The sequence below is a fragment of the Sphingomicrobium astaxanthinifaciens genome (assembly GCF_022865105.1).
GTDB classification, from domain to species: domain Bacteria; phylum Pseudomonadota; class Alphaproteobacteria; order Sphingomonadales; family Sphingomonadaceae; genus Sphingomicrobium; species Sphingomicrobium astaxanthinifaciens.
On the sequence record NZ_JAKNYM010000002.1, the window covers coordinates 303178 to 322092 of the forward strand.

Annotated in this window: 17 protein-coding genes; 10 read left to right on the top strand and 7 right to left on the bottom strand. The window is 69.4% G+C overall.

Features of this window, described 5'->3' with window-relative positions; all coding sequences use genetic code 11:
• Window positions 1-27: 27 nt before the first annotated feature.
• From L8951_RS05320 to purH, 4 genes are read left to right on the top strand one after another with little or no spacing between them, the layout of a single operon-like run.
• A complete protein-coding gene (locus L8951_RS05320) occupies window positions 28-1284 on the top strand; it encodes an RsmB/NOP family class I SAM-dependent RNA methyltransferase (protein WP_244381969.1) in 1257 nt (418 codons plus the stop codon).
• 22 nt (window positions 1285-1306) lie between these two features.
• Window positions 1307-1960 carry a ribulose-phosphate 3-epimerase gene (gene rpe, locus L8951_RS05325; protein ID WP_244381970.1) on the top strand — a complete coding sequence of 218 codons (654 nt, stop codon included), beginning with the start codon at window positions 1307-1309 and terminating at the stop codon, window positions 1958-1960.
• Window positions 1960-3570 carry a heparinase II/III family protein gene (locus tag L8951_RS05330; protein WP_244381971.1) on the top strand — a complete coding sequence of 537 codons (1611 nt, stop codon included), beginning with the start codon at window positions 1960-1962 and terminating at the stop codon, window positions 3568-3570. The genes rpe and L8951_RS05330 overlap by 1 nt, the downstream gene beginning before the upstream one ends.
• An 8-nt stretch (window positions 3571-3578) precedes the next feature.
• Window positions 3579-5165 (top strand): bifunctional phosphoribosylaminoimidazolecarboxamide formyltransferase/IMP cyclohydrolase, encoded by a 1587-nt coding sequence (purH, locus tag L8951_RS05335; protein WP_244381972.1) that lies wholly within the window; start codon window positions 3579-3581, stop codon window positions 5163-5165.
• A gap of 130 nt (window positions 5166-5295) precedes the next feature.
• Here the strand turns inward: purH and L8951_RS05340 are convergent, their stop codons facing one another.
• A complete protein-coding gene (locus L8951_RS05340; RefSeq protein ID WP_244381973.1) occupies window positions 5296-6846 on the bottom strand; it encodes a lipopolysaccharide biosynthesis protein in 1551 nt (516 codons plus the stop codon).
• The gene (gene polA, locus L8951_RS05345) at window positions 6843-9656 is read right to left on the bottom strand and encodes a DNA polymerase I (protein WP_244381974.1); all 2814 of its coding nucleotides are present in this window, start codon (window positions 9654-9656) and stop codon (window positions 6843-6845) included. The genes L8951_RS05340 and polA overlap by 4 nt, the downstream gene beginning before the upstream one ends.
• A gap of 159 nt (window positions 9657-9815) precedes the next feature.
• Here polA and L8951_RS05350 point away from each other — a divergent pair, with 159 nt between their 5' ends.
• Together L8951_RS05350 and L8951_RS05355 are read left to right on the top strand one after the other, a co-directional pair.
• Complete coding sequence (locus tag L8951_RS05350; RefSeq protein WP_244381975.1) at window positions 9816-10013, top strand: hypothetical protein; 198 nt, start codon at window positions 9816-9818, stop codon at window positions 10011-10013.
• Between the two features lie 70 nt (window positions 10014-10083).
• Window positions 10084-10518, top strand: coding sequence for a hypothetical protein (locus L8951_RS05355; RefSeq protein ID WP_244381976.1), 435 nt, complete (start codon window positions 10084-10086; stop codon window positions 10516-10518).
• Window position 10519: 1 nt separating this feature from the next.
• Here the strand turns inward: L8951_RS05355 and L8951_RS05360 are convergent, their stop codons facing one another.
• Complete coding sequence (locus tag L8951_RS05360; RefSeq protein ID WP_244381977.1) at window positions 10520-11206, bottom strand: Crp/Fnr family transcriptional regulator; 687 nt, start codon at window positions 11204-11206, stop codon at window positions 10520-10522.
• Complete coding sequence (gene nadB, locus L8951_RS05365; RefSeq protein ID WP_244381978.1) at window positions 11203-12789, bottom strand: L-aspartate oxidase; 1587 nt, start codon at window positions 12787-12789, stop codon at window positions 11203-11205. The genes L8951_RS05360 and nadB overlap by 4 nt, the downstream gene beginning before the upstream one ends.
• A gap of 47 nt (window positions 12790-12836) precedes the next feature.
• Here nadB and L8951_RS05370 point away from each other — a divergent pair, with 47 nt between their 5' ends.
• Window positions 12837-13796, top strand: a complete 960-nt coding sequence (locus L8951_RS05370; protein ID WP_244381979.1) for a hypothetical protein — start codon at window positions 12837-12839, stop codon at window positions 13794-13796.
• On the opposite strand, the gene L8951_RS05375 is transcribed toward L8951_RS05370, so the two are convergent.
• Window positions 13793-14710: an ABC transporter ATP-binding protein gene (locus L8951_RS05375; protein WP_244381980.1), complete on the bottom strand. Its 918-nt coding sequence runs from the start codon at window positions 14708-14710 to the stop codon at window positions 13793-13795. The two genes, L8951_RS05370 and L8951_RS05375, sit on opposite strands and share 4 nt — an antisense overlap.
• A 108-nt stretch (window positions 14711-14818) precedes the next feature.
• Between L8951_RS05375 and L8951_RS05380 the strand changes: the two genes are divergently transcribed.
• From L8951_RS05380 to L8951_RS05390, 3 genes are read left to right on the top strand one after another with little or no spacing between them, the layout of a single operon-like run.
• Window positions 14819-15031, top strand: coding sequence for a zinc-finger domain-containing protein (locus tag L8951_RS05380; protein ID WP_244381981.1), 213 nt, complete (start codon window positions 14819-14821; stop codon window positions 15029-15031).
• The gene (gene tldD / locus L8951_RS05385) at window positions 15028-16452 is read left to right on the top strand and encodes a metalloprotease TldD (protein WP_244381982.1); all 1425 of its coding nucleotides are present in this window, start codon (window positions 15028-15030) and stop codon (window positions 16450-16452) included. The genes L8951_RS05380 and tldD overlap by 4 nt, the downstream gene beginning before the upstream one ends.
• The gene (locus L8951_RS05390) at window positions 16449-16679 is read left to right on the top strand and encodes a putative signal transducing protein (protein WP_244381983.1); all 231 of its coding nucleotides are present in this window, start codon (window positions 16449-16451) and stop codon (window positions 16677-16679) included. Before tldD ends, L8951_RS05390 begins: the two co-directional genes overlap by 4 nt.
• Here the strand turns inward: L8951_RS05390 and recQ are convergent.
• Both recQ and L8951_RS05400 read right to left on the bottom strand, forming a co-directional pair.
• On the bottom strand, window positions 16676-18436 hold the full coding sequence (gene recQ, locus L8951_RS05395) for a DNA helicase RecQ (RefSeq protein WP_244381984.1): 1761 nt from the start codon (window positions 18434-18436) through the stop codon (window positions 16676-16678). The genes L8951_RS05390 and recQ overlap by 4 nt on opposite strands.
• Window positions 18437-18495: 59 nt before the next feature.
• A complete protein-coding gene (locus tag L8951_RS05400; RefSeq protein WP_244381985.1) occupies window positions 18496-18912 on the bottom strand; it encodes a protein tyrosine phosphatase family protein in 417 nt (138 codons plus the stop codon).
• Between the last annotated feature and the right edge of the window lie 3 nt (window positions 18913-18915).

An 18915-nucleotide genomic window follows, 5' to 3' on the forward strand; every position in this document is an offset into this window, starting at 1 on the left:
CCGCCCATTTGGGCGTTATGGGGGCGCATGCCAAGACCACAGAAGAGTCGTAGTCCCGACGCAGCGGGCACCGGAGCGCGCCGCGCCGCGCTGAAATTGCTCGATGCCGTGCTGCGCCGCGGCGAGACGCTCGATGCCGCCGGGGCCGCCGCGACGCAGGGGCTGCGCCCCGACGATGCGCGGCTCGCGCATGCGATCGCCGGCGAGACGCTGCGTCGCCTGCCCCAGCTCGACGAACTGATCGACAGCGCGATGGAGCGCCCGGTGGCCGAGGATGCCAAGTCGCGCATGGTGCTGCGCCTCGCGCTCACGCAGGCGATCGTCCTCGACATTCCGCACCACGCGGTGGTCGCGACCTCGCTGTCGCTGATCGACGGCGGCCCCAAGCGGCTCGTCCATGGCGTGCTTTCCAAGCTGCTCAAGAGCGAGCTGCCCGACCTTTCGCGCCCGACCCTGCCCGCCAAGGTCGCGGGGCGCTGGGCGCTATGGGGCAAGGACGTCCTCGATGCCGCGCGCGAAATGGTCGCGCAGCGCCCGCCGCTCGACATCAGCCTCAAGGCCGAGGACGTCGCCGCGCCCGAGGGGCCGAGCTTTGCCCCGCTCCATCGCCGCGTCACCGAGGGCGGCGCGGTCGCCTTGCTCGACGGCTACGCGGCGGGCGGCTGGTGGGTGCAGGACCTCGCCGCCTCGATCCCCGCGCGCCTCGTCCCGCGCTCGGCGAGGCGCGTTCTCGACGCCTGCGCGGCGCCGGGTGGCAAGACGCTGCAGCTGGCCGCCGCGGGCTTCGAGGTCACCGCGCTCGACCTGTCCGAACGCCGCCTCCAGCGAGTGCGCGAGAACCTCGAGCGGACCGGCCTCGAGGCGCGGATCGTCGCGCGCGACCTGCGCCGCCACAAGACCGACCCGTTCGACGCGGTACTGCTCGACGCCCCCTGCAGCGCGACCGGCACCTTCCGCCGCCACCCCGAGGTGCTCCACCGCGCCACCCCGCGGATCATCGCCGAGATGTCGGAGTTGCAGGCCGAACTGCTCGACGCCTCGGCGCGTCTGGTGAAGCGCGGCGGCAGCCTCGTTTTCGCCACCTGCAGCCTCGAGCCCGAGGAAGGCGAATTGCAGGTCCCCGCATTTCTCGCGCGCAACCCCGAATTCAGGATCGAACCCGTGCCCTCGGTGGCGGGGATCGCGCCGACGCCCAAGGGCTGGATGCGCATCCTTCCCGGCATGCTCGGCGACAAGGGCGGGCTCGACGGCTTCTTCATCGCGCACCTTGTCCGCGACGCCTGATCAAGGCATTGAAACAAGCATCATGACGATCATCTCCCCCTCGATCCTCTCCGCCGATTTCGCCCGCCTCGGCGAAGAGGTGCGCGCCATCGACGCCGCCGGGGCCGACTGGATCCATGTCGATGTCATGGACGGCCATTTCGTCCCCAACATCACCATCGGCCCGGCGGTGGTGAAGGCGCTGCGCCCGCACACGTCCAAACCTTTCGACGTCCATTTGATGATCAGCCCGGTCGACCCCTATCTCGAGGCCTTTGCCGAGGCCGGCGCCGATATCCTGACGATCCACCCCGAGGCGGGGCCGCATGCGCATCGCTCGCTCCAGAAGATCCGCTCGCTCGGCAAGAAGGCGGGGGTGGTCATCAACCCCGGCACCAGCGAGGCGGCGATCGACTATCTGCTCGACGAGGCCGACCTTGTCCTCGTGATGAGCGTCAACCCCGGCTTCGGGGGGCAGAAGTTCATCCACGACCAGCTGCGCAAGATCGAGGCCATCGCGACCCTCAAGGAGCAGCGCGGCCTCGGCTTCCATATCGAGGTCGACGGCGGGGTCGATCCCGACACCGCGCCCAGGTGCAAGGCCGCGGGCGCGACCGCGCTGGTCGCGGGTTCTGCCGTCTTCCGCGGCGGGCCCGACGCCTACGCCGACAATATCGCCGCGCTGAAGACCGCCTGATGGGCGAGGGCGGCTGGCTCGGTCGGCTGCTCGGGGGAAGGCGCCAGTCGCTGCGGCTGGCGGCGGTGGCGCGCGACCATGTCGAGGGCGACCGCAGCATCGGCGAGGCGCTGGTGGCGGGCACGCTGGTCCACGACGGCGAACGCTTCGGCCTCAAGGGGCTCGATGTCGCCGCGCTCGACCTCGCCCGCCCGATCCACCGCCATCTCCACGGGTTTTCCTGGCTGCGCGACCTTGCCGCGGCGACCGGGCGCGAACAGGGCGCGCGGCTCGGCGAAGCGGTCACCCGGCGCTGGCTCGCCACGCATGGCGACGAACCCGACGCCGCCTGGGCCCCCGACCTGATGGGCGAGCGACTGCTGTTCTGGATGGCCTATGCGCCCTACGTCCTGTCGAGCCGCGACGAGGACTATCGGCGCGCGCTGCTCAACGTGATGGCCCGCGCCGCGCGGCTGCTCGGCGAGCAGGCCGACAAGGTGCCGCCCGGGCTGCCGCGCATCACCGCGTGGAGCGGCATGACCGCCGCCTGCCTGTGCATGGAGGGCGACCTGCCCCGCGTCGCGCGCGCCGAGGGCGGGCTGATGCGCGCGCTCGGGCAAGGACAGCATGAGGACGGCGGGCTGATCAGCCGCCGCCCGTGGGAGCAAGCGCTGCTGGTCGACCGGCTGGGGCTGGTGCGCGCCGCCTATGCCGCCGCCAAGCAGGCGCTGCCCGACGCGCTCGAGGACGCCGCGGGCGCCGCGCTCGCCGCGCTGCACGGGGTGCGGATGGGCGATGGCGGCCTTGCAAGCTGGCAGGGCGGCAACCCGGGCGAGCCGCAACGCCTCGACGCGCTGGTCGAGGGCTGCGGGATGCGCGCGCGCCCGCTGCGCAAGCCCCGCGGCTGGGGCTATCATCGGCTCTCGGCGCTCGGCACGGTGGTCCAGATCGATGCCGCGCCGCCGCCGCTACCCCCGCACGCGCCCGCCGCCCACGCCTCCTGTCTCGCCATCGAGATCGCCGACGGGTCGCAGCGACTGGTCATGGGGTGCGGCGGGCCTGCCGCGCGCCCCGACCGCCTGCCCCCCGCGCTGGTCGCCGGGCTGCGCGGGTCGGACGCGCATTCGGGGCTGATCCTCGGCGGCGCCAATTCGACCCCGCTCGGCGAGGACGGCGTGCCGCGAAAGGGGCTTCCCGAGGTCGAGATCGAGCGCAAGGAAGACGATCATTTCAGCCGGCTGACCGCGCGCCATGACGGCTATGTCAAGCGCTTCGGTCTCCTGCACGAACGCAAGCTCGCGCTGGCCAATGACGGCAAGGAGGTGCGCGGCGAGGACAACCTGCTGCCCGAAGGGCGCCGCCTGCGCCGACGCACTCTCCCCTTCCTCCTGCGCTTCCACATCGCCCCCGACGTCGAGGTCATCGCCACCGCCGACGCGCAGGGCGCCTTGCTGCGCCCGCGCAACGCCCCGCCGTGGCAGTTCCGCTGCACCGGGGGCAGCCTGAGCCTCGAGCAGAGCCTCGTCATCGGCCCCGGCGCGCGCCCGATCAACACGAGCCAGCTTGTCATCACCGCCGAGGCGGGCAAGGAGGGCGCGACCGTCAACTGGCAATTCCGCCGCTCCAGCTAAGGACCATCATGGCTACCCACACCCCCATCCGCCGCGCGCTCATTTCGCTTTCGGACAAGGAGGGGCTGGAGCCGCTGGCGCGCGCGCTGGCCGCGCATGGCGCCGAGCTGGTCTCGACCGGCGGCACCGCCAGCGCGATGCGCGAGATGGGGCTCGAGGTGAAGGACGTCGCCGACCTCACGGGCTTTCCCGAGATGATGGACGGGCGCGTGAAGACGCTCCACCCCAAGGTGCATGGCGGCATCCTCGCGCGGCGCGACAAGCAGGACCATCTCGACGCGATGGAAGCGCATGAGATCGGGCCGATCGATATGGTGGTGATCAACCTCTACCCGTTCGAGCAAATGGTCGCGAGCGGGGCGGACCGCGAGACGATCATCGAGAATATCGACATCGGCGGCCCCGCGATGGTGCGTTCGGCGGCAAAGAACCATGCGAGCGTCGCGGTGGTGACCGATCCCGCCGACTATGACGCGGTGATCGGTGAACTCGAGGGCCATGGCGGGCTGACGCAGGAGTTTCGCACGATGCTCGCGCACAAGGCCTATGCGCTGACCGCGAGCTACGACGCGGCGATTTCCAGCTGGTTCGCCTTCGCCGATCGCGGCGAGCTGTTTCCCGACCGCTTCGCGCTCGCGATGCGCAAGAAGGACGCGCTGCGCTATGGCGAGAACCCGCACCAGCAGGCCGCGCTCTACCTGCCGCAGGCGACCCCCCCGGGGCTCGCGGGCGCGCGGCAGGTGCAGGGCAAGGCGCTGAGCTACAACAACCTCAACGATGCCGATGCGGCGTTCGAGCTGGTCGCCGAATTTCGCGACGGGCCGCCCGCCTGCGTGATCGTCAAGCACGCCAATCCGTGCGGGGTGGCGCAGGCCGACAGCCTCGAACAGGCGTGGATCGACGCGCTGCAATGTGACAGCGTCTCGGCCTTCGGGGGTATCGTCGCGGTCAACCGCCCGCTCGACGAGGCCACCGCGCGCGCGATCACCGACATCTTCACCGAGGTCGTCGTCGCGCCCGATGCCGACGAGGCCGCCAAGGCGGTGTTCGCGAAGAAGAAGAACCTGCGGCTGCTGCTGACCGGCGATCTGCCCGACGCGGGGCGCCCCGGGGTCAACCTCAAGCCGATTTCGGGAGGCATCCTCGTGCAGGAACGCGACCGCGGGCGGATCACGCGCGAGGACCTCAAGGTGGTCACCAAGCGCCAGCCGAGCGAACAGGAATTGAAGGACTGCCTGTTCGCCTGGACGGTCGCCAAGCACGTCAAGTCGAACGCCATCGTCTATGCCAAGGACGGCGCGACGGCGGGCATCGGCGCGGGACAGATGAACCGCCGCGATTCGGCGCGCATCGCCGCGATCAAGGCCAAGGAAGCGGCGCAAACGCACGGCTTCGGCGAACCGCGCACCATCGGCAGCGCGGTCGCCTCCGATGCCTTCTTCCCCTTCGCCGACGGGCTGATCTCGGCCGCCGAGGCGGGCGCCACCGCGGTGATCCAGCCGGGCGGTTCGATCCGCGACGAAGAAGTGATCGCGGCGGCCGACGCGGAGGGGCTGGCGATGGTCTTCACCGGGATGCGGCACTTCCGGCATTGAGCTGCCGAGCAGAAGGCTGGCGTTGCGCTGGCAACGCGTCCTTCCGTCGAGAGACAGCGAAATGCGGGCGGCCAGCGCGCTCTCGCGCGACCGGACCGACGGGGTCAGGCCGCCCTGACCCTCTTATCGCCTAGCGAGGCGCCCCGCCGCTCGTTCCCGGCGGAGGGATCTCGGGCGAGGTCGTCTCGCCCTTCTTCATCTTGAACAGTTCGCGGTCCTCGGGCCCGAAGCCCCAGCGCCAGACGATGACCCCGAAGAGGAGGAGGATGGCGGGCGCGCCGATCGTCAGCTGCGCCCAGTCGGGCAGCCGCCCGATCATCAGCCCCGGCGGGACGGTGGCGAGCGCGGCCCAGACGAGCGGCCAGCGCCAGCCCGAGACCCCCGCGTTGACGATCCCCGAGAGCAGCCAGGCCTTGGCGATCGCGGCAAAGCCGAGCGCCGCGGCAAGCCCGATCGCGGCGCCCGCGGCCTGCACCTCGACCGGATAGCCCATGTTCCTGAGCACGATGATCGCCCCCGCCCCGATCGCCGCCTCGAGCCCGAGCATGATGAAGCCGATCAGCATGTTGCGGTGGCGCGCGAGATAGATCAGCGCGGCCTCCGAGACCGCCGCCATCGCGGCGATGACCTCGGCGGCGAGCAGCACCGCGAGGATGATATAGCCCGCGCCGAATTCCTCGCCGACGAGGTTCATCACCGCCATCGCGGGGATCCCGAGCGCCAGCGCCACCCCGGCCTGCGCGGCGATGATCCAGAAGCCGACCTGCCGCACCTGCTGCGCGACCGCACCCATGTTGCCCGCCTCGACATTCTGGCTGATCACCGGGCCCATGATCGGGTCGAAGCTGGTCTTCAGCTTGCTCGGCAGCGAGGCGACCTGTTGCGCGGCCCAGTAGATGCCCACGATCGCGGGGCTGAAGAACAGCCCGAGGACGAGGATGTCGAGGCGGCGCGAGGCCCATTCGGTGGCATCGGCGGCAGCCACCGGCAGGTTGCGCCGCGCCATCGACCACAGCTTGCCGAAATGCGGGTTCCAGTGGTGGGGCAGCCCGTAATCCTTGACGAACGGCCAGAGCGCGGCGAGCAGCGCGCCGACCATCGAGGCGACATAGGCGACGATCAGTCCGTCGTCGGTCGAGATGAAGGCCCAGATGCCCGCCACGATCGAGATGGTCCACGGCTCGACGATCGCGCGGCTGCGCACGGTGGCGGCGACATTGTGGCGATAGTTGCACGCCGCGAGCGCGACCTCGGTCCACGCCAGCGCGAGCACGGTGATCGGCAGCAGCCGTTCGAGCCCGCGCACCTCCGAGTTGGGGAACATCAGCCAGGGGAAGAGGAACAGCGCCGTCATGATGACGAGGCTGCCGAGCATGGCGACGACCATCCCGTCCCACGCGATATGGGTATGCTCTTCCTCGCCCGCCGCCGACAGCTGCTGCGCGAGCCCGCGCTTCAGTCCCAGCGTGGCGATCTGCGCCGAGAACTCGACCACGATCAGCGCATAGGCAAAGCGCCCCAGCGCCTCGGCGCCGTAGAATTGGCCGGCAATGAAGAGGAAGGGGATGCGCGCGAGCAGCCGCAGGACGAAGCCGAAAAAGTTGATCCGGCCCCCGCGCGCGAGCGCGGCGAGGTCCTTCTTGCCGCCGTCGGCGCTGGTGTCGGCAGGCGCGGCGCTCAATGCGCAGCCCCCCAGTTGGCGCCCCAGCCGATCTCGACCTCGAGCGGCACGTTGATCACGAGCGCGGGCGCGGCGGCGCCTTCCATCACCGGGCGGATGACGGCGGCGGCGGCCTCTTCCCTGCCCGCGGGCACTTCGAACAGCAGTTCGTCATGGACTTGGAGGAGCATCTTCACGTCGTCGAGCCCGGCCTCGGCCAGCGCTTCGTCCATCCGCGCCATCGCGCGCTTGATGAGGTCGGCGCTGGTGCCCTGGATCGGCGCGTTGACCGCCGCGCGCTCGGCGCCCGCGCGCACGTTGGGCATGCGCGAATTGATGTTGGGGAAATGCGTCTTGCGCCCGAACAGGGTGGTCGTGAATCCCGTCTCCTTCACCTCGGCGGTGGTCCGCGCGATATAGTTCTGGATGCCGGGGAAGCGCTGGAAATAGGTGTCGATGATCGCCTTGGCCTCGTCGCGCCCGATGTCGAGACGGTTGGCGAGCCCGAAGGCCGAGATGCCGTAGAGGATGGCGAAGTTGACCGTCTTGGCCTTGCCCCGCGTCTCCTTCATCACCTCGCCGAACAGCTCGGTCGCGGTGCGGTCGTGGATGTCCTCGCCCTCGTTGAACGCTTCCTTCAGCTGCGGCACGTCGGCCATGTGCGCGGCGAGGCGGAGCTCGATCTGGCTATAGTCGGCGCTGAGCAAGACATGCCCTTCTTCGGCGACGAAACAGTCGCGGATCTTGGCGCCGATGGGGGTGCGGATCGGGATGTTCTGGAGGTTGGGGTCGTTCGACGACAAACGCCCGGTCTGCGCGCCCGCGAGGCTGTAGCTCGTATGCACCCGCCCCGTGCTGGCGTTGATCTGTTCCTGCAGCGCGTCGGTATAGGTCGACTTCAGTTTCGACAGCTGGCGCCATTCGAGCACCTTGGTCGCGACCTCGAACCCTTCGCTCGCGAGCCGTTCGAGTTCGCTCTGGTCGGTCGAATAATTGCCCGACTTGCCCTTGCGGCCCCCCTTGGCGCCGAGCTTCTCGAACAGGATGTGGCCGAGCTGCTGGGGCGAGCCGATGGTGAATTCCTCGCCCGCGGCTGCGTAGATCTGCTTTTCGAGCGCGGCCATGTCCTCGGCGAACTGCTTGGACAGGCTGGCGAGGCGCGCGCGGTCGACCTTGATGCCGCGCAGCTCCATCTTCGCGAGCACTTCGGGCATCGGCCGGTCGACGCGCTCGTAGACCCGCGCGGCGCGTTCGGGCGCCATGCGCGGTTTGAGCCGCTGCCACAGCCGCAGCGCGATATCGGCGTCCTCGGCGGCATATTCGGTGGCCTTGTCCAGGGGGACCTCGGCAAAACTGATCTGCTTCCTGCCGGTGCCGCAGACCGCCTTGAAGGGGATGCACTCATGCTCGAAATGCTGCTTGGCCAGCGTGTCGAGCCCATGCCCCTGCAGCCCGCGCCCGGCGTCGAGGTTGAAGCTCATGACCAGCGTGTCGTCATAGGGGGCGAGCCGGATGCCCTCGCGGCTGAACATGGCGAGGTCATATTTGAGGTTGTGCCCGACCTTGAGCACCGCCGCGTCCTCGAGCAGCGGTTTCAATTTCGCGAGCACCTCGGCCTTGTCCAGCTGGTCTGGGCGCTCGCCCAAGAGGTCGGCGCCGCCATGGCCCAAAGGGATGTAGCAGGCGACATCGGGGCCGACCGCCAGGCTGATGCCCACCAGTTCGCCGGTGACGCAGTCGAGGCAGTCGGTCTCGGTATCGATCGCGACATGGCCGACATGGCGCGCGGCGAGAATCCAGCGCTCGAGGTCGGTCATGTCGGTGATCGTCTCATATTTGGAGCGATCGACGCTGATCTTCTCGGGCTCGGGCGGGTCGGCGGGGCCGTGATCGCCGCTGTCCATCCCGGTCGCGCCTGCCTTGCCGCGCTCGGCCTCGGTCTTCGAGCCCCCGCCCATCCGTTCGAGGAGGCGCTTGAAGCCCTGTTCCTCGAGAAAGGCGCGCAGCGGTTCGGCGGGGATGCCGTCGAGCTTCAGTTCTTCCAGGGGCTGGGGCAGCGGGTGGTCGCAGATGAGCTCGACCAGCTGGCGCGACAGCCGTGCATTGTCGGCATGTTCGGTGAGATTGCGCTTCAAGGCGGGCTTGGTGATCTTGTCGAGGCTCGAGAGGATCGTGTCGAGGTCGCCATATTGCTCGAGCAGCTGCGCGGCGGTCTTGGGACCGACCCCGGGGACGCCGGGGACATTGTCGACCTTGTCCCCCATCATCGCGAGCAGGTCGCCGACCTTCTCGGGGGGCACGCCGAACTTCTCGATCACATCCTCGCGGCGGATGCGCTTGTCCTTCATCGTGTCGAGCATGTCGACGTCGGCGCCATTGTCGCGCGTCTCGATCAGCTGCATCAGGTCCTTGTCGGAAGAGACGATGGTGACGCGCCAGCCCCGGTCGGCGGCGGCGCGCGCATAGCAGGCGATGATGTCGTCGGCCTCGAGCCCCTCTTCCTCGATGCAGGGCAGCGAGAAGGCGCGGGTCGCCTCGCGCACCAGCGGGAATTGCGGCACGAGATCTTCGGGCGCGGGCGGGCGGTTGGCCTTGTATTGCTCGAACAGTTCGTCGCGGTGGGTCTTGCCCGAGGCATCGAGGATCACCGCGAGGTGGCTCGGCCCATCTTCCTTGTTGAGGCCGTCGGCGAGCTTCCACAGCATCGCGGTATAGCCATAGACGGCGCCGGCGGGGATCCCCGCCTTGTTCGTGATCGGCGGGAGGACATGATAGGCGCGAAAGATATAGCTCGAGCCATCGACGAGATAGAGGTGGGGCTGGTCGGCCATGGCGGGGGTTTAGCAGGGCTGGCCCGCCATGCCATGCCAAAATACGGCGGCCCCGTTATCCTCCAGTTGCCGCTGGGGGTCGACGAATGGCGCCGCGGGCACGGCACCTTTGCGCGGCTCGCGCGTCCTGTGGAGGACGATCAAGCCTAAGGTTCTCCAATGCCCCGATTTTCCATTCTCTATTTCCACGACGACCAGGTCGTCGACGCCGAGACCCTGCCCGCGATCGACATGCTCGAGGCGATCGAACATGCGCGCCTCTGCGCGGGGCCGCGGCGCGCCGAGATCTGGTCGGGCACGCGCTGCGTCGGCGAAGTCGGCGGGCACCGGGCGGCGCCGTTCAAGATTCCCGCCTAGGGTTTGACCGCGATCAAGGCGCGCGCGCCGGCACCCTGCCAGAAGACGGGCATCCAACAGGAGATGCCCAATGTCGAAACCGATCAAGGATGCCGAACTGCTCGCCGCCGCCAAGGTGGTGGAAGCGCCCCGCCTGCCCAATATCCGCGCCCATCTCGAGGACCGCAATTTCGAATTGCCGGTCGCGCTCCATGCCGGGGTCTTCGGGCTGTTCCTCGTCTACCTCGGGGTGATGGGGCTGGGGTTTTCGCATCCCGAGATGGTCATCCCGATCGCGATCTGCCTGCTGTTCACCGCCGCCTTCTATATCGTGCCGATGGCCTGGGCGGTGATGAACCCCGCGCAGGCCGACAAGGCGATGCCGCTGCAGGCGCTGTTCGACAAGGGCATTGCCATCCACACCGGCCACAGCCGCGGCGGTGATGCCGCGACCCAGGTCCTCATCCTTCCCGTCCTCATCCTCGGCTGGGGCATCGCCGTGGTGAGCATCGCGGCGCTGGCGTAAACTATCCCGCCAATGCCGCGAGCCGCGCGGGGTCCGTGATCCGGATCCCGCGCGGTCCTGTTTTGGCGATGACTCCGTCCTTCTCCAGCCGGGTGAGCTGGCGCGACACCGTCTCGATGGTCAGCCCGAGCAGCCCCGCCATCTCGCCGCGCGTCAGCGGCAGGTCGAACTCGCCCGCCGAGTGACAGGGCGACTGGCTCGCCGCGCGGGCGAGCGAGCGGATGAGGTTGGCGATCTTGGCGCCCGCGCCCTTCCTGGCATCGAGCGCGATCTGCTCGCGCGCCTCGAACAGGTCCTGGCTCGACCGGCGCAGCAAGGCGCGCGCCAGCGCGGGGAAACGCTCAATCGCGCGCTCATAGTCGCGGCGGTCGAACAGGCACAGCCGGCTGGCGGTCAGCGCGACGATGTCGTGCTTCTCGACGGGCGCGAACATCTCGCCGACGAACCCCGCGGGGTGGACGAGGCTGAGGATGCGCTCGTTGCCGTCGGCGTCGACATGCGCGATCTTGAGGAGCCCGCTGTTGAGCGTCGCGCAGACATCGGCCTCGTCGCCGGCATGGAACAGCACCTCGCCGCGCTCCAGCGTGCGGTGCGACCCCAGCCGCGCCAGCTCCTCGCGCTGTTCCTCGTCGAGCGCCGAGCAGGCGGCGCTGTCGCGCACGGGGCAGGTATCGCAGTGAAGTTTCACGGCGCCAGCACCGTATCCTGCGCCACCGCGTCCGTCTCCGGATGATCGAGCGTATAGTGGAGCCCGCGGCTCTCGTGGCGTTTGAGCGCGCAGCGGACGATGAGGTCGGCGACCTCGACGAGGCTCCTCAACTCGATGAGGTCGGGGGTGACGCGGAAGTGGCGGTAATAATCGTCGACCTCGCGGCGCAACAGGTCGATCCGCGCCTTGGCGCGTTCGAGGCGCTTGGTGGTGCGCACGATGCCGACGAAATTCCACATGAAGCGGCGGATCTCGCCCCAGACCTGCTGGATGACGACTTCCTCATCGCTGTCGGTGACACGGCTTTCGTCCCAGTCGCGGATGGCGATCGGTTCGGGGAGCGTGTCGAAATTGGTCTTGATATGCTCGGCCGCGGCGTCGCCGAAGACGAAGCATTCGAGCAGGCTGTTGCTGGCGAGGCGATTGGCGCCGTGGAGGCCCGACATGGTCACCTCGCCCGCCGCATAGAGCCCGGGCGCATCGGTGCGGCCATGTTCATCGACCATGACCCCCCCGCAGGTATAATGCTGCGCGGGCACCACCGGGATGGGCTCCCGGGTGATGTCGATGCCGAGCCCGATGAGCTTGTCGTAGATCGTCGGGAAATGCGCCTTCACGAACGCCTCGCCCCGGTGCGAGATGTCGAGATGGACATAGTCGAGACCGTCGCGCTTGATCTCGGCGTCGATGGCGCGGGCGACGATGTCGCGCGGCGCGAGTTCGAGCCGCTCGTCGTGATTGGCCATGAAGCGCTCGCCGGTCTCGGGATTGGTGAGGATCCCGCCCTCGCCGCGCACCGCCTCGGTGATGAGGAAATTCTTCACTTCGAGGTTGTAGAGGCAGGTCGGGTGGAACTGCATGAATTCCATGTTGGAGACGCGGCAGCCCGCGCGCCACGCCATCGCGATGCCGTCGCCCGTCGCGCCGCGCGGCGCGGTCGAGAAGAGATAGGCGCGCCCCGCCCCGCCCGCTGCCAGCACGGTGGCGCGCGCGGTGATCGTCTCGACCACCCCCGCGCCGCGTTCGAGCGCGTAGACGCCGTGCACGTTGCCGCTGGTCGAATAGTCCTCGCCGTGCCGCCCCTGGATGAAGTCGATCGCCACGCGGCCCGGCAGCAGCGTGATATTGTCGTGCATCACCGCCGCCTTCTCGAGCGCCTGCGCCACCGCCCAGCCGGTGGCGTCATGGACATGGACGATGCGGCGGTGGCTGTGCCCGCCCTCGCGGGTGAGGTGCCAGTCGCCGTCGGTGTCGAGGTTGAAGGGGACGCCGAGGCTGGCGAGTTTCTCGATTGCGGCGGGGGCGCGCTCGACCACCATCTCGACGATCTCGCGGTCGTTCAACCCGGCGCCCGCGATCATCGTGTCGCGAATGTGGTTTTCGAAACTGTCCTCGTCCTCGAGCACCGCGGCGATCCCGCCCTGCGCCCATTCGGTCGCGCCGCCGCCCAGCTTGCCCTTGGCGAGCACCCCGACCTTGAAGCGCTCGGCGAGGTTCAGCGCGGCGGTGAGGCCGGCCGCCCCGGTGCCGATCACGAGGACGTCGAAGTCGAGGCTAGTCATTTTTCCGCTTGAACACGGCCCCGCATCGGTGTGCAAGTGCCAAACCTATGGACGCCGATCGTCGCAAAGAGCTGGAAGCGCGCCGCGCCGCGATGCATGCGCGGGCCGAGGCGGCGCCGCGCGGGCAGATCGCCGACTGGCTCTCCTTCCTTTGCGTTCCTCACCAGGCGGCGAACGAAGGTATCTGGACCCCACCGCACGTGAGTACCACGGCGACGCGCCTCTATTGGGAGGACAGCCCGCCGATCCCGCCAGAGGACTGGGACTTCGCGCACGACCCGGCCGAAAAGGTGCGCCACGTCCGCCGCTTTCTCGAGGAAGTCGCGGTCCCCGAAACCATCCTCACCTTCGCCTATGACGCGATGACCTCGAATATCCGGATCCGGCTGGCCGATGCGCAGCCGGTCCTCGGCATCCTGCTCGACGAGACCTGGACCGTCTGGGTGACGGCGCGCCCCGCATGCTGGCTGATCGAGGCCCATCGCGACGGCACGGTGCGCCTGTCGCGCCCGCCCCGGCGCACGCTCAAGGAGGAGGCTGCGCAGCGGGCGAGGGAGCGCGCCCACGCGCTGCCAATGATCGAGGCGCTCGAGGCCGCAGGGGAATGGCATATGCCGATCGCCAGCGACGATCCGCGCGCGCCCGACCGGCCGCGCTTTCGCAACGGTTATCGCAAGGACCCCGAGCCGACCTCGATCAACGGGTTCGTCGAGCACCACCAGTTTGACGCGATGCGGGCGCGCGTGTTCGACTGGCTTGCCGCGCGCGTCGACGAGAAGGTGGTGATGGTCTGGGACGGCTATCCCGCGGCACCCTATGTCGCGATGGCGGGGGCGACGCTCTTGCGGCACTTCGATGCCTTCATGCGGATGCTCGAGGTCGAGGTCGACAATCCCGACGGCATCCCGATCCAGCCGCGCACCGTGACCGCCTGGGCGCCGGGCGAGAACTGGTCGCTCCAGCTCGACTGGAACGGCCCCATGTGGAAATATTCGGGGCTCGACTAGCCCCGCGTCAGGCTGAGGAACACGTCCTCGAGATCGGGCTCGCGCGTGCGCACGTCGACGATGTCATAGCCCTCGCGCGCGAGCAGCCGCAGCACCTCGCCCGCATGCACCTTGTCCTTGGAATAGGAGATCGCGACCTCGGTATCGCCGATCCGCTCGATCTTCTCGAAGCGATCGTCGGCGGGCAGCGCGGCGACGGGCTTGTCGAAGGTGACGACGACCTGCTTCTCCTGCGCCCGCGCGATCAGCTGGCGGGTCGGCTCGTTGGTGACGAGCTTGCCGTGGTTGATGATCGCGATGCGGTCGCACAATTCCTCGGCTTCCTCGAGATAATGAGTGGTGAGCACCACCGTGACACCGCGCGCGTGCAATTCGCGGACATAGTCCCACAGTTGCTGGCGCAGGTCGATGTCGACCCCCGCGGTGGGCTCGTCGAGGACGAGGATGGGGGGCGAATGGACCATCGCCTTGGCAACCAGCAGGCGGCGCTTCATGCCGCCCGACAGCGTGCGCGCATAGGCATCGGCCTTGTCGGTGAGCGCGACCGCCTCGAGCAGCTCGGCGGTGCGGCGATCGCGCGGCGCGATGCCGTAGAGCCCGGCCTGGATCTCGAGCGCCTCGGCGGGGGTGAAGAAGGGGTCGAACAGGATTTCCTGCGGCACGATGCCGATCGACCGCTTGGCGTTGCGATGGTCGCGATCGATGTCGAAGCCCCAGATTTCGGCGCGCCCGCTCGTCTTGGTGACGAGCCCGGCGAGGATGTTGATCAGCGTCGACTTGCCCGCGCCATTGGGGCCGAGCAGCCCGAAGATCTGCCCCTGCGGCACCTCGAAGCTGACATCGTCGAGCGCCCGCTTGCCCCCGGCATAGGTCTTCGACAACTGCTCGATGCGGATCGCGGGGGGCTGGGTCATGCCCGCTGCCTTAGGCATGCCGGCGCGCCCCGCCAAGCCCTCGCGCCCCCGCGGCGCGGGCGCGCGCGGCGGTTGCCGCGGCGGGGCGGCTTCGCTAATCGGCAAGCCATGTCCACGATCCCGCCCCCCGAGACGATCCGAGTCGATACGCTCCGCGTCCATTGCGACGGCGCCGGCGACATCTCGCCCGCGCTCGGCCACCCGCGCGTCTTCCTCCACATCGACGACAACGGTTTCGTCGAATGCGGTTATTGCGATCGCCGCTTCGTCCTCGCGGGCGGACCGGCCGACGACGAGGCGAGCGGCAGGGACGTGGCGTGAGCCTCGGTCCTCGGGGGTTCCTCTACACGCCGGGCGGGTTCGAACCCGCCGACGCGCTCGCCGCGGCGCGCGCGCACCTGTCGGACCGCGACGACGGCGAACTCTATCTCCAGTATCGCGCCTCCGAGATGGTCGCCTTCGACGACGGCCGGCTGCGCGCCGCCGACTATTCGACCGATCGGGGGTTCGGGCTGCGCGGGGTGACCGGCGAGATGACCGGTTTCGCGCATGCGAACGAACTGAGCCGCGCCGCGATCGACCGCGCCGCCGAGACGCTCCGCTTGCTCGACCCGTCGAAGCAGGCCCCCGCCGGGCCGCCGCGCGGCACCAACGCCAGGCTCTACACCGACGCCGACCCGCTGGTCGCGGTGCCGTTCGAAAGGAAGCTCGCGCTCATCGAGGAGATCGAGGCGGAGGCGCGCCGCCGCGACCCGCGCATCGACCAGGTCAGCGTGGTGCTCTCGGGCAGCTGGAGCGTGGTCGAGATCGTCCGCCCCGACGGCTTCGTCGGTACCGACGTGCGCCCGCTGGTGCGGCTCAACGTCTCGGTGGTGATGGCCGATGGCGATCGCCGCGAGAGCGGCAGCCACGGGCTGGGCGGGCGCTATCTCTACGACCGCTTGTTCGACCGCGCGACGTGGATGCGCTGCGTCGATGAAGCGGTGCGCATGGCCGACGTCAACATGCGCTCGGTTGCCGCGCCCGCGGGAGACATGCCGGTGCTGCTCGGCCCCGGCTGGTGCGGCGTGCTGCTGCACGAGGCGGTCGGCCACGGGCTCGAGGGTGACTTCAACCGCAAGGGGCAGTCGACCTTCTCGGGGCGCATCGGCGAGCGTGTCGCCTCGCCCGGCGTCACCGTGGTCGACGAGGGCAATATCGCCGATCGCCGCGGCAGCCTGACGATCGACGACGAGGGCACCCCGACGCAGCGCAACGTGCTGATCGAGGACGGCATCTTGCGTGGCTATATGCAGGACCGCCTCAACGCCCGGCTGATGGGGGTCGAGCCCACCGGCAACGGGCGCCGCGAGAGCTTCGCGCATGCGCCGATGCCGCGCATGACCAACACCTTCATGCTGGGCGGCGAGGATGATCCCGCCGAGCTGCTCGCGCGGCTGGACAAGGGTATCTACGCCAAGAGCTTCGGCGGCGGGCAGGTCGATATCGTCAGCGGCAAGTTCGTCTTCAGCTGCACCGAGGCCTACAAGGTCGAGGGTGGCAAGCTGGGCGACCCGATCAAGGGCGCGACGCTGATCGGCGACGGGCCGACGGTGATGCAGCGGGTGCAGGGCATCGGCAACGACATGGCGCTGGACGAAGGCGTCGGCATGTGCGGCAAGGGCGGCCAGTCGGTCCCCGCGGGCGTCGGGCAGCCGAGCCTGCTCGTCTCCGCCATCACCGTCGGCGGCACCGCCGCGTGAGCCTCGTCGAGGCGGCGCGCTATTCCACGCGGGTCGAGGGCGACCTCGCGCGCCACCGGCTCGAGGCGGAGAATATCCCGGCGATGATCTTCGACACCGGGCTCAACAACGTGTTCGGGGGCGCGGGGCTGGCGTGGGTGCGGCTGATGGTCGACGAGAGCGACCTTGCCGTGGCCCGCGACATCCTCAGCTCGCCCCCCGACGCGGTGGCGGTCGAGGACGACTAGAGCGCGCCCTTGAGCGCCCCCAGCAGCCCCTCGCCATAGCGCTCGAGCTTCTTTTCCCCCACCCCGTCGACCCGGCGCAGCGCCGCGAGGCTGTCGGGCTTCATCGCCGCGACCTGCCGCAGCGTGGAATCGTGGAAGATGACATAGGGTGGTACCCCCTGTTCGCTGGCCTCCTCGCGGCGCCATGCGCGGAGCGCGTCGAACAGCGGGTCGGGCGGATGATCCTCGCGCGCGCGCCGCTTCGATCCCGACGATTGCTTGGGCGGAAGCGCGATCTCGACGCGTTGCTCGCCCTTGAGGATCGGCTTCGCGCCGGGGCCGAAGCTCAACCCCCCATAGGCATCGGCGCGCAGCGCGTCGCGCGCGATCAGCGCGCGCGCCACCGGCTGGACCAGCCGCAATTCGTCGGCCTCCATGATCCCGAACACCGACAGGCGGTGATGCCCGTTGGTGCGCACCTTCGCGTTGTCGTCGCCCGACAGTACCTGCTTGAGATATCCGACCCCGAAGCGCATCTCGGTGCGAAAGGCGGCCGACAGCAGCTTCTGCGCGACCACCGTGACATCAAGGGTCTTGGGGGGCGCGAGGCAATTGTCGCAATTGCCGCAGGTCTCGGGCGGGTCCTCGCCGAAATGCCGCAGCAGGATGGCGCGGCGACAGGTCGCGGCTTCGACGAAGGCGGCGAGCGCGTTCAACCGTTCGCGCTCGGCCTGCTGGCGGTGCGGTTCGACCTCGGTCTCGATGCGCTGGCGGGCGCGCGCGAAATCCTCCGCCCCCCAGAACAGCCACGCCTCGGCGGGCTCGCCGTCGCGCCCCGCGCGCCCGGTTTCCTGGTAATAGGCCTCGATCGACTTGGGGGTGGCCGCATGCGCGACGAAGCGCACGTCGGGCTTGTCGATCCCCATCCCGAAGGCGATCGTCGCCGCCATCACCATGTCCTCGGAGCGCACGAAGGCCTCCTGGTTGTTGGCGCGGATATGCGGGTCGAGCCCGGCGTGATAGGCGGCCGCCGGGCGCCCGGTCTCGCGCAGGTCGGCGGCGAGCGCCTCGGTCTTGGCGCGGCTTGGGCAATAGACGATCCCCGCCCCGTCATGCGCCTTGAGGAGCGCGCGCAGCTGCCCCGGCAGCCCCGAGCGCGGGACCACGTGATAGCGGATGTTGGGCCGGTCGAACCCCGAGACGACGAGCCCCTCGGGGGCGATGCCGAGCTGGTCGAGGATGTCGGCGCGGGTCCGGCGGTCGGCGGTGGCGGTGAGCGCGAGACGCGGCAAGCGCAGATGGTCGAGCAGCGGGCGCAGCAGCCGATAGTCGGGGCGGAAGTCATGCCCCCATTCGGACACGCAATGCGCCTCGTCGACCGCGACGAGGCTGATCCGCGCCGCCTCGAGCAGCCGCCCGAAGCGGTCGGTGGTGGCGCGTTCGGGGGCGACATAGAGGAGGTCGAGCTCGCCCTCGGCCAGCGCGCGCTCGGTACCGCCGGGATCGCGCGAGGCGCTGGTCAGCGCGGCGGCGCGAATGCCGTTGGCACTGGCCGAGCGGACCTGGTCCTCCATCAGGGCGATCAGCGGCGAGATGACGATCGCGGTGCCCTCGAGCGCCACCGCGGGGAGCTGGTAGCACAGCGACTTGCCCGCCCCCGTGGGCATCACCCCGAGCGCGTCTTGGCCCTCGAGGATGCGCGTGACCACCTGCTCCTGGACGCCGCGAAAGGCGGCGAAGCCGAAGGTCTCGCGGAGGATGTCGAGGGGATCGCGCACCGCCTCTCGCTAGCGCGCTCGACCGGTCGCGACAAGCCGCGATCGGGGGCGGCAAGCGGTTACAGCAGGTGGTTGATCGGGTCGAGGCTGTACCCCGCCTCGGCGGCGGTTTCGCGCAGGTCGGCGATCGGGCGCCCCCGCTCGTGGTGCGCGAGCGCCCACAGCAGCGTCGAGCGCGTGCCCGAGCGGCAGAAGGCGAAGGTCTTGGCGTCGCCGGCGGCATCGAGCGCCTCGCATTCGGCCGCCACGTCGGCGGGCGAGATGCCGCGCCCGATCGGCACATGGGCGAAGCGGATCCCCGCGTCCTTGCACGCCGCCTCGAGCGCGGCGGCGGTAGGCTGGTCCTCTTCCTCATGGTCGGGCCGGTTGCAGATGACCATCCCATAGCCTTCGGCCCGCAGCGTCTCGACATCGTCGAGCCCCATCTGGCTGCCGACATGGAAATCGCCGTCGAGCGGCACTTTCTTGAGGATCATCGA

What these genes read in the sequence shown, in the direction of transcription:
- L8951_RS05320 (WP_244381969.1), top strand. Translation starts at nt 28, where the DNA reads ATGCCAAGACCACAGAAGAGTCGTAGTCCCGACGCAGCGGGCACCGGA.
- rpe (WP_244381970.1), top strand. Translation starts at nt 1,307, where the DNA reads ATGACGATCATCTCCCCCTCGATCCTCTCCGCCGATTTCGCCCGCCTC.
- L8951_RS05330 (WP_244381971.1), top strand. Translation starts at nt 1,960, where the DNA reads ATGGGCGAGGGCGGCTGGCTCGGTCGGCTGCTCGGGGGAAGGCGCCAG.
- purH (WP_244381972.1), top strand. Translation starts at nt 3,579, where the DNA reads ATGGCTACCCACACCCCCATCCGCCGCGCGCTCATTTCGCTTTCGGAC.
- polA (WP_244381974.1), bottom strand. Translation starts at nt 9,656, where the DNA reads ATGGCCGACCAGCCCCACCTCTATCTCGTCGATGGCTCGAGCTATATC.
- L8951_RS05350 (WP_244381975.1), top strand. Translation starts at nt 9,816, where the DNA reads ATGCCCCGATTTTCCATTCTCTATTTCCACGACGACCAGGTCGTCGAC.
- L8951_RS05355 (WP_244381976.1), top strand. Translation starts at nt 10,084, where the DNA reads ATGTCGAAACCGATCAAGGATGCCGAACTGCTCGCCGCCGCCAAGGTG.
- nadB (WP_244381978.1), bottom strand. Translation starts at nt 12,789, where the DNA reads ATGACTAGCCTCGACTTCGACGTCCTCGTGATCGGCACCGGGGCGGCC.
- L8951_RS05370 (WP_244381979.1), top strand. Translation starts at nt 12,837, where the DNA reads ATGGACGCCGATCGTCGCAAAGAGCTGGAAGCGCGCCGCGCCGCGATG.
- L8951_RS05375 (WP_244381980.1), bottom strand. Translation starts at nt 14,710, where the DNA reads ATGACCCAGCCCCCCGCGATCCGCATCGAGCAGTTGTCGAAGACCTAT.
- L8951_RS05380 (WP_244381981.1), top strand. Translation starts at nt 14,819, where the DNA reads ATGTCCACGATCCCGCCCCCCGAGACGATCCGAGTCGATACGCTCCGC.
- L8951_RS05400 (WP_244381985.1), bottom strand. Translation starts at nt 18,912, where the DNA reads ATGATCCTCAAGAAAGTGCCGCTCGACGGCGATTTCCATGTCGGCAGC.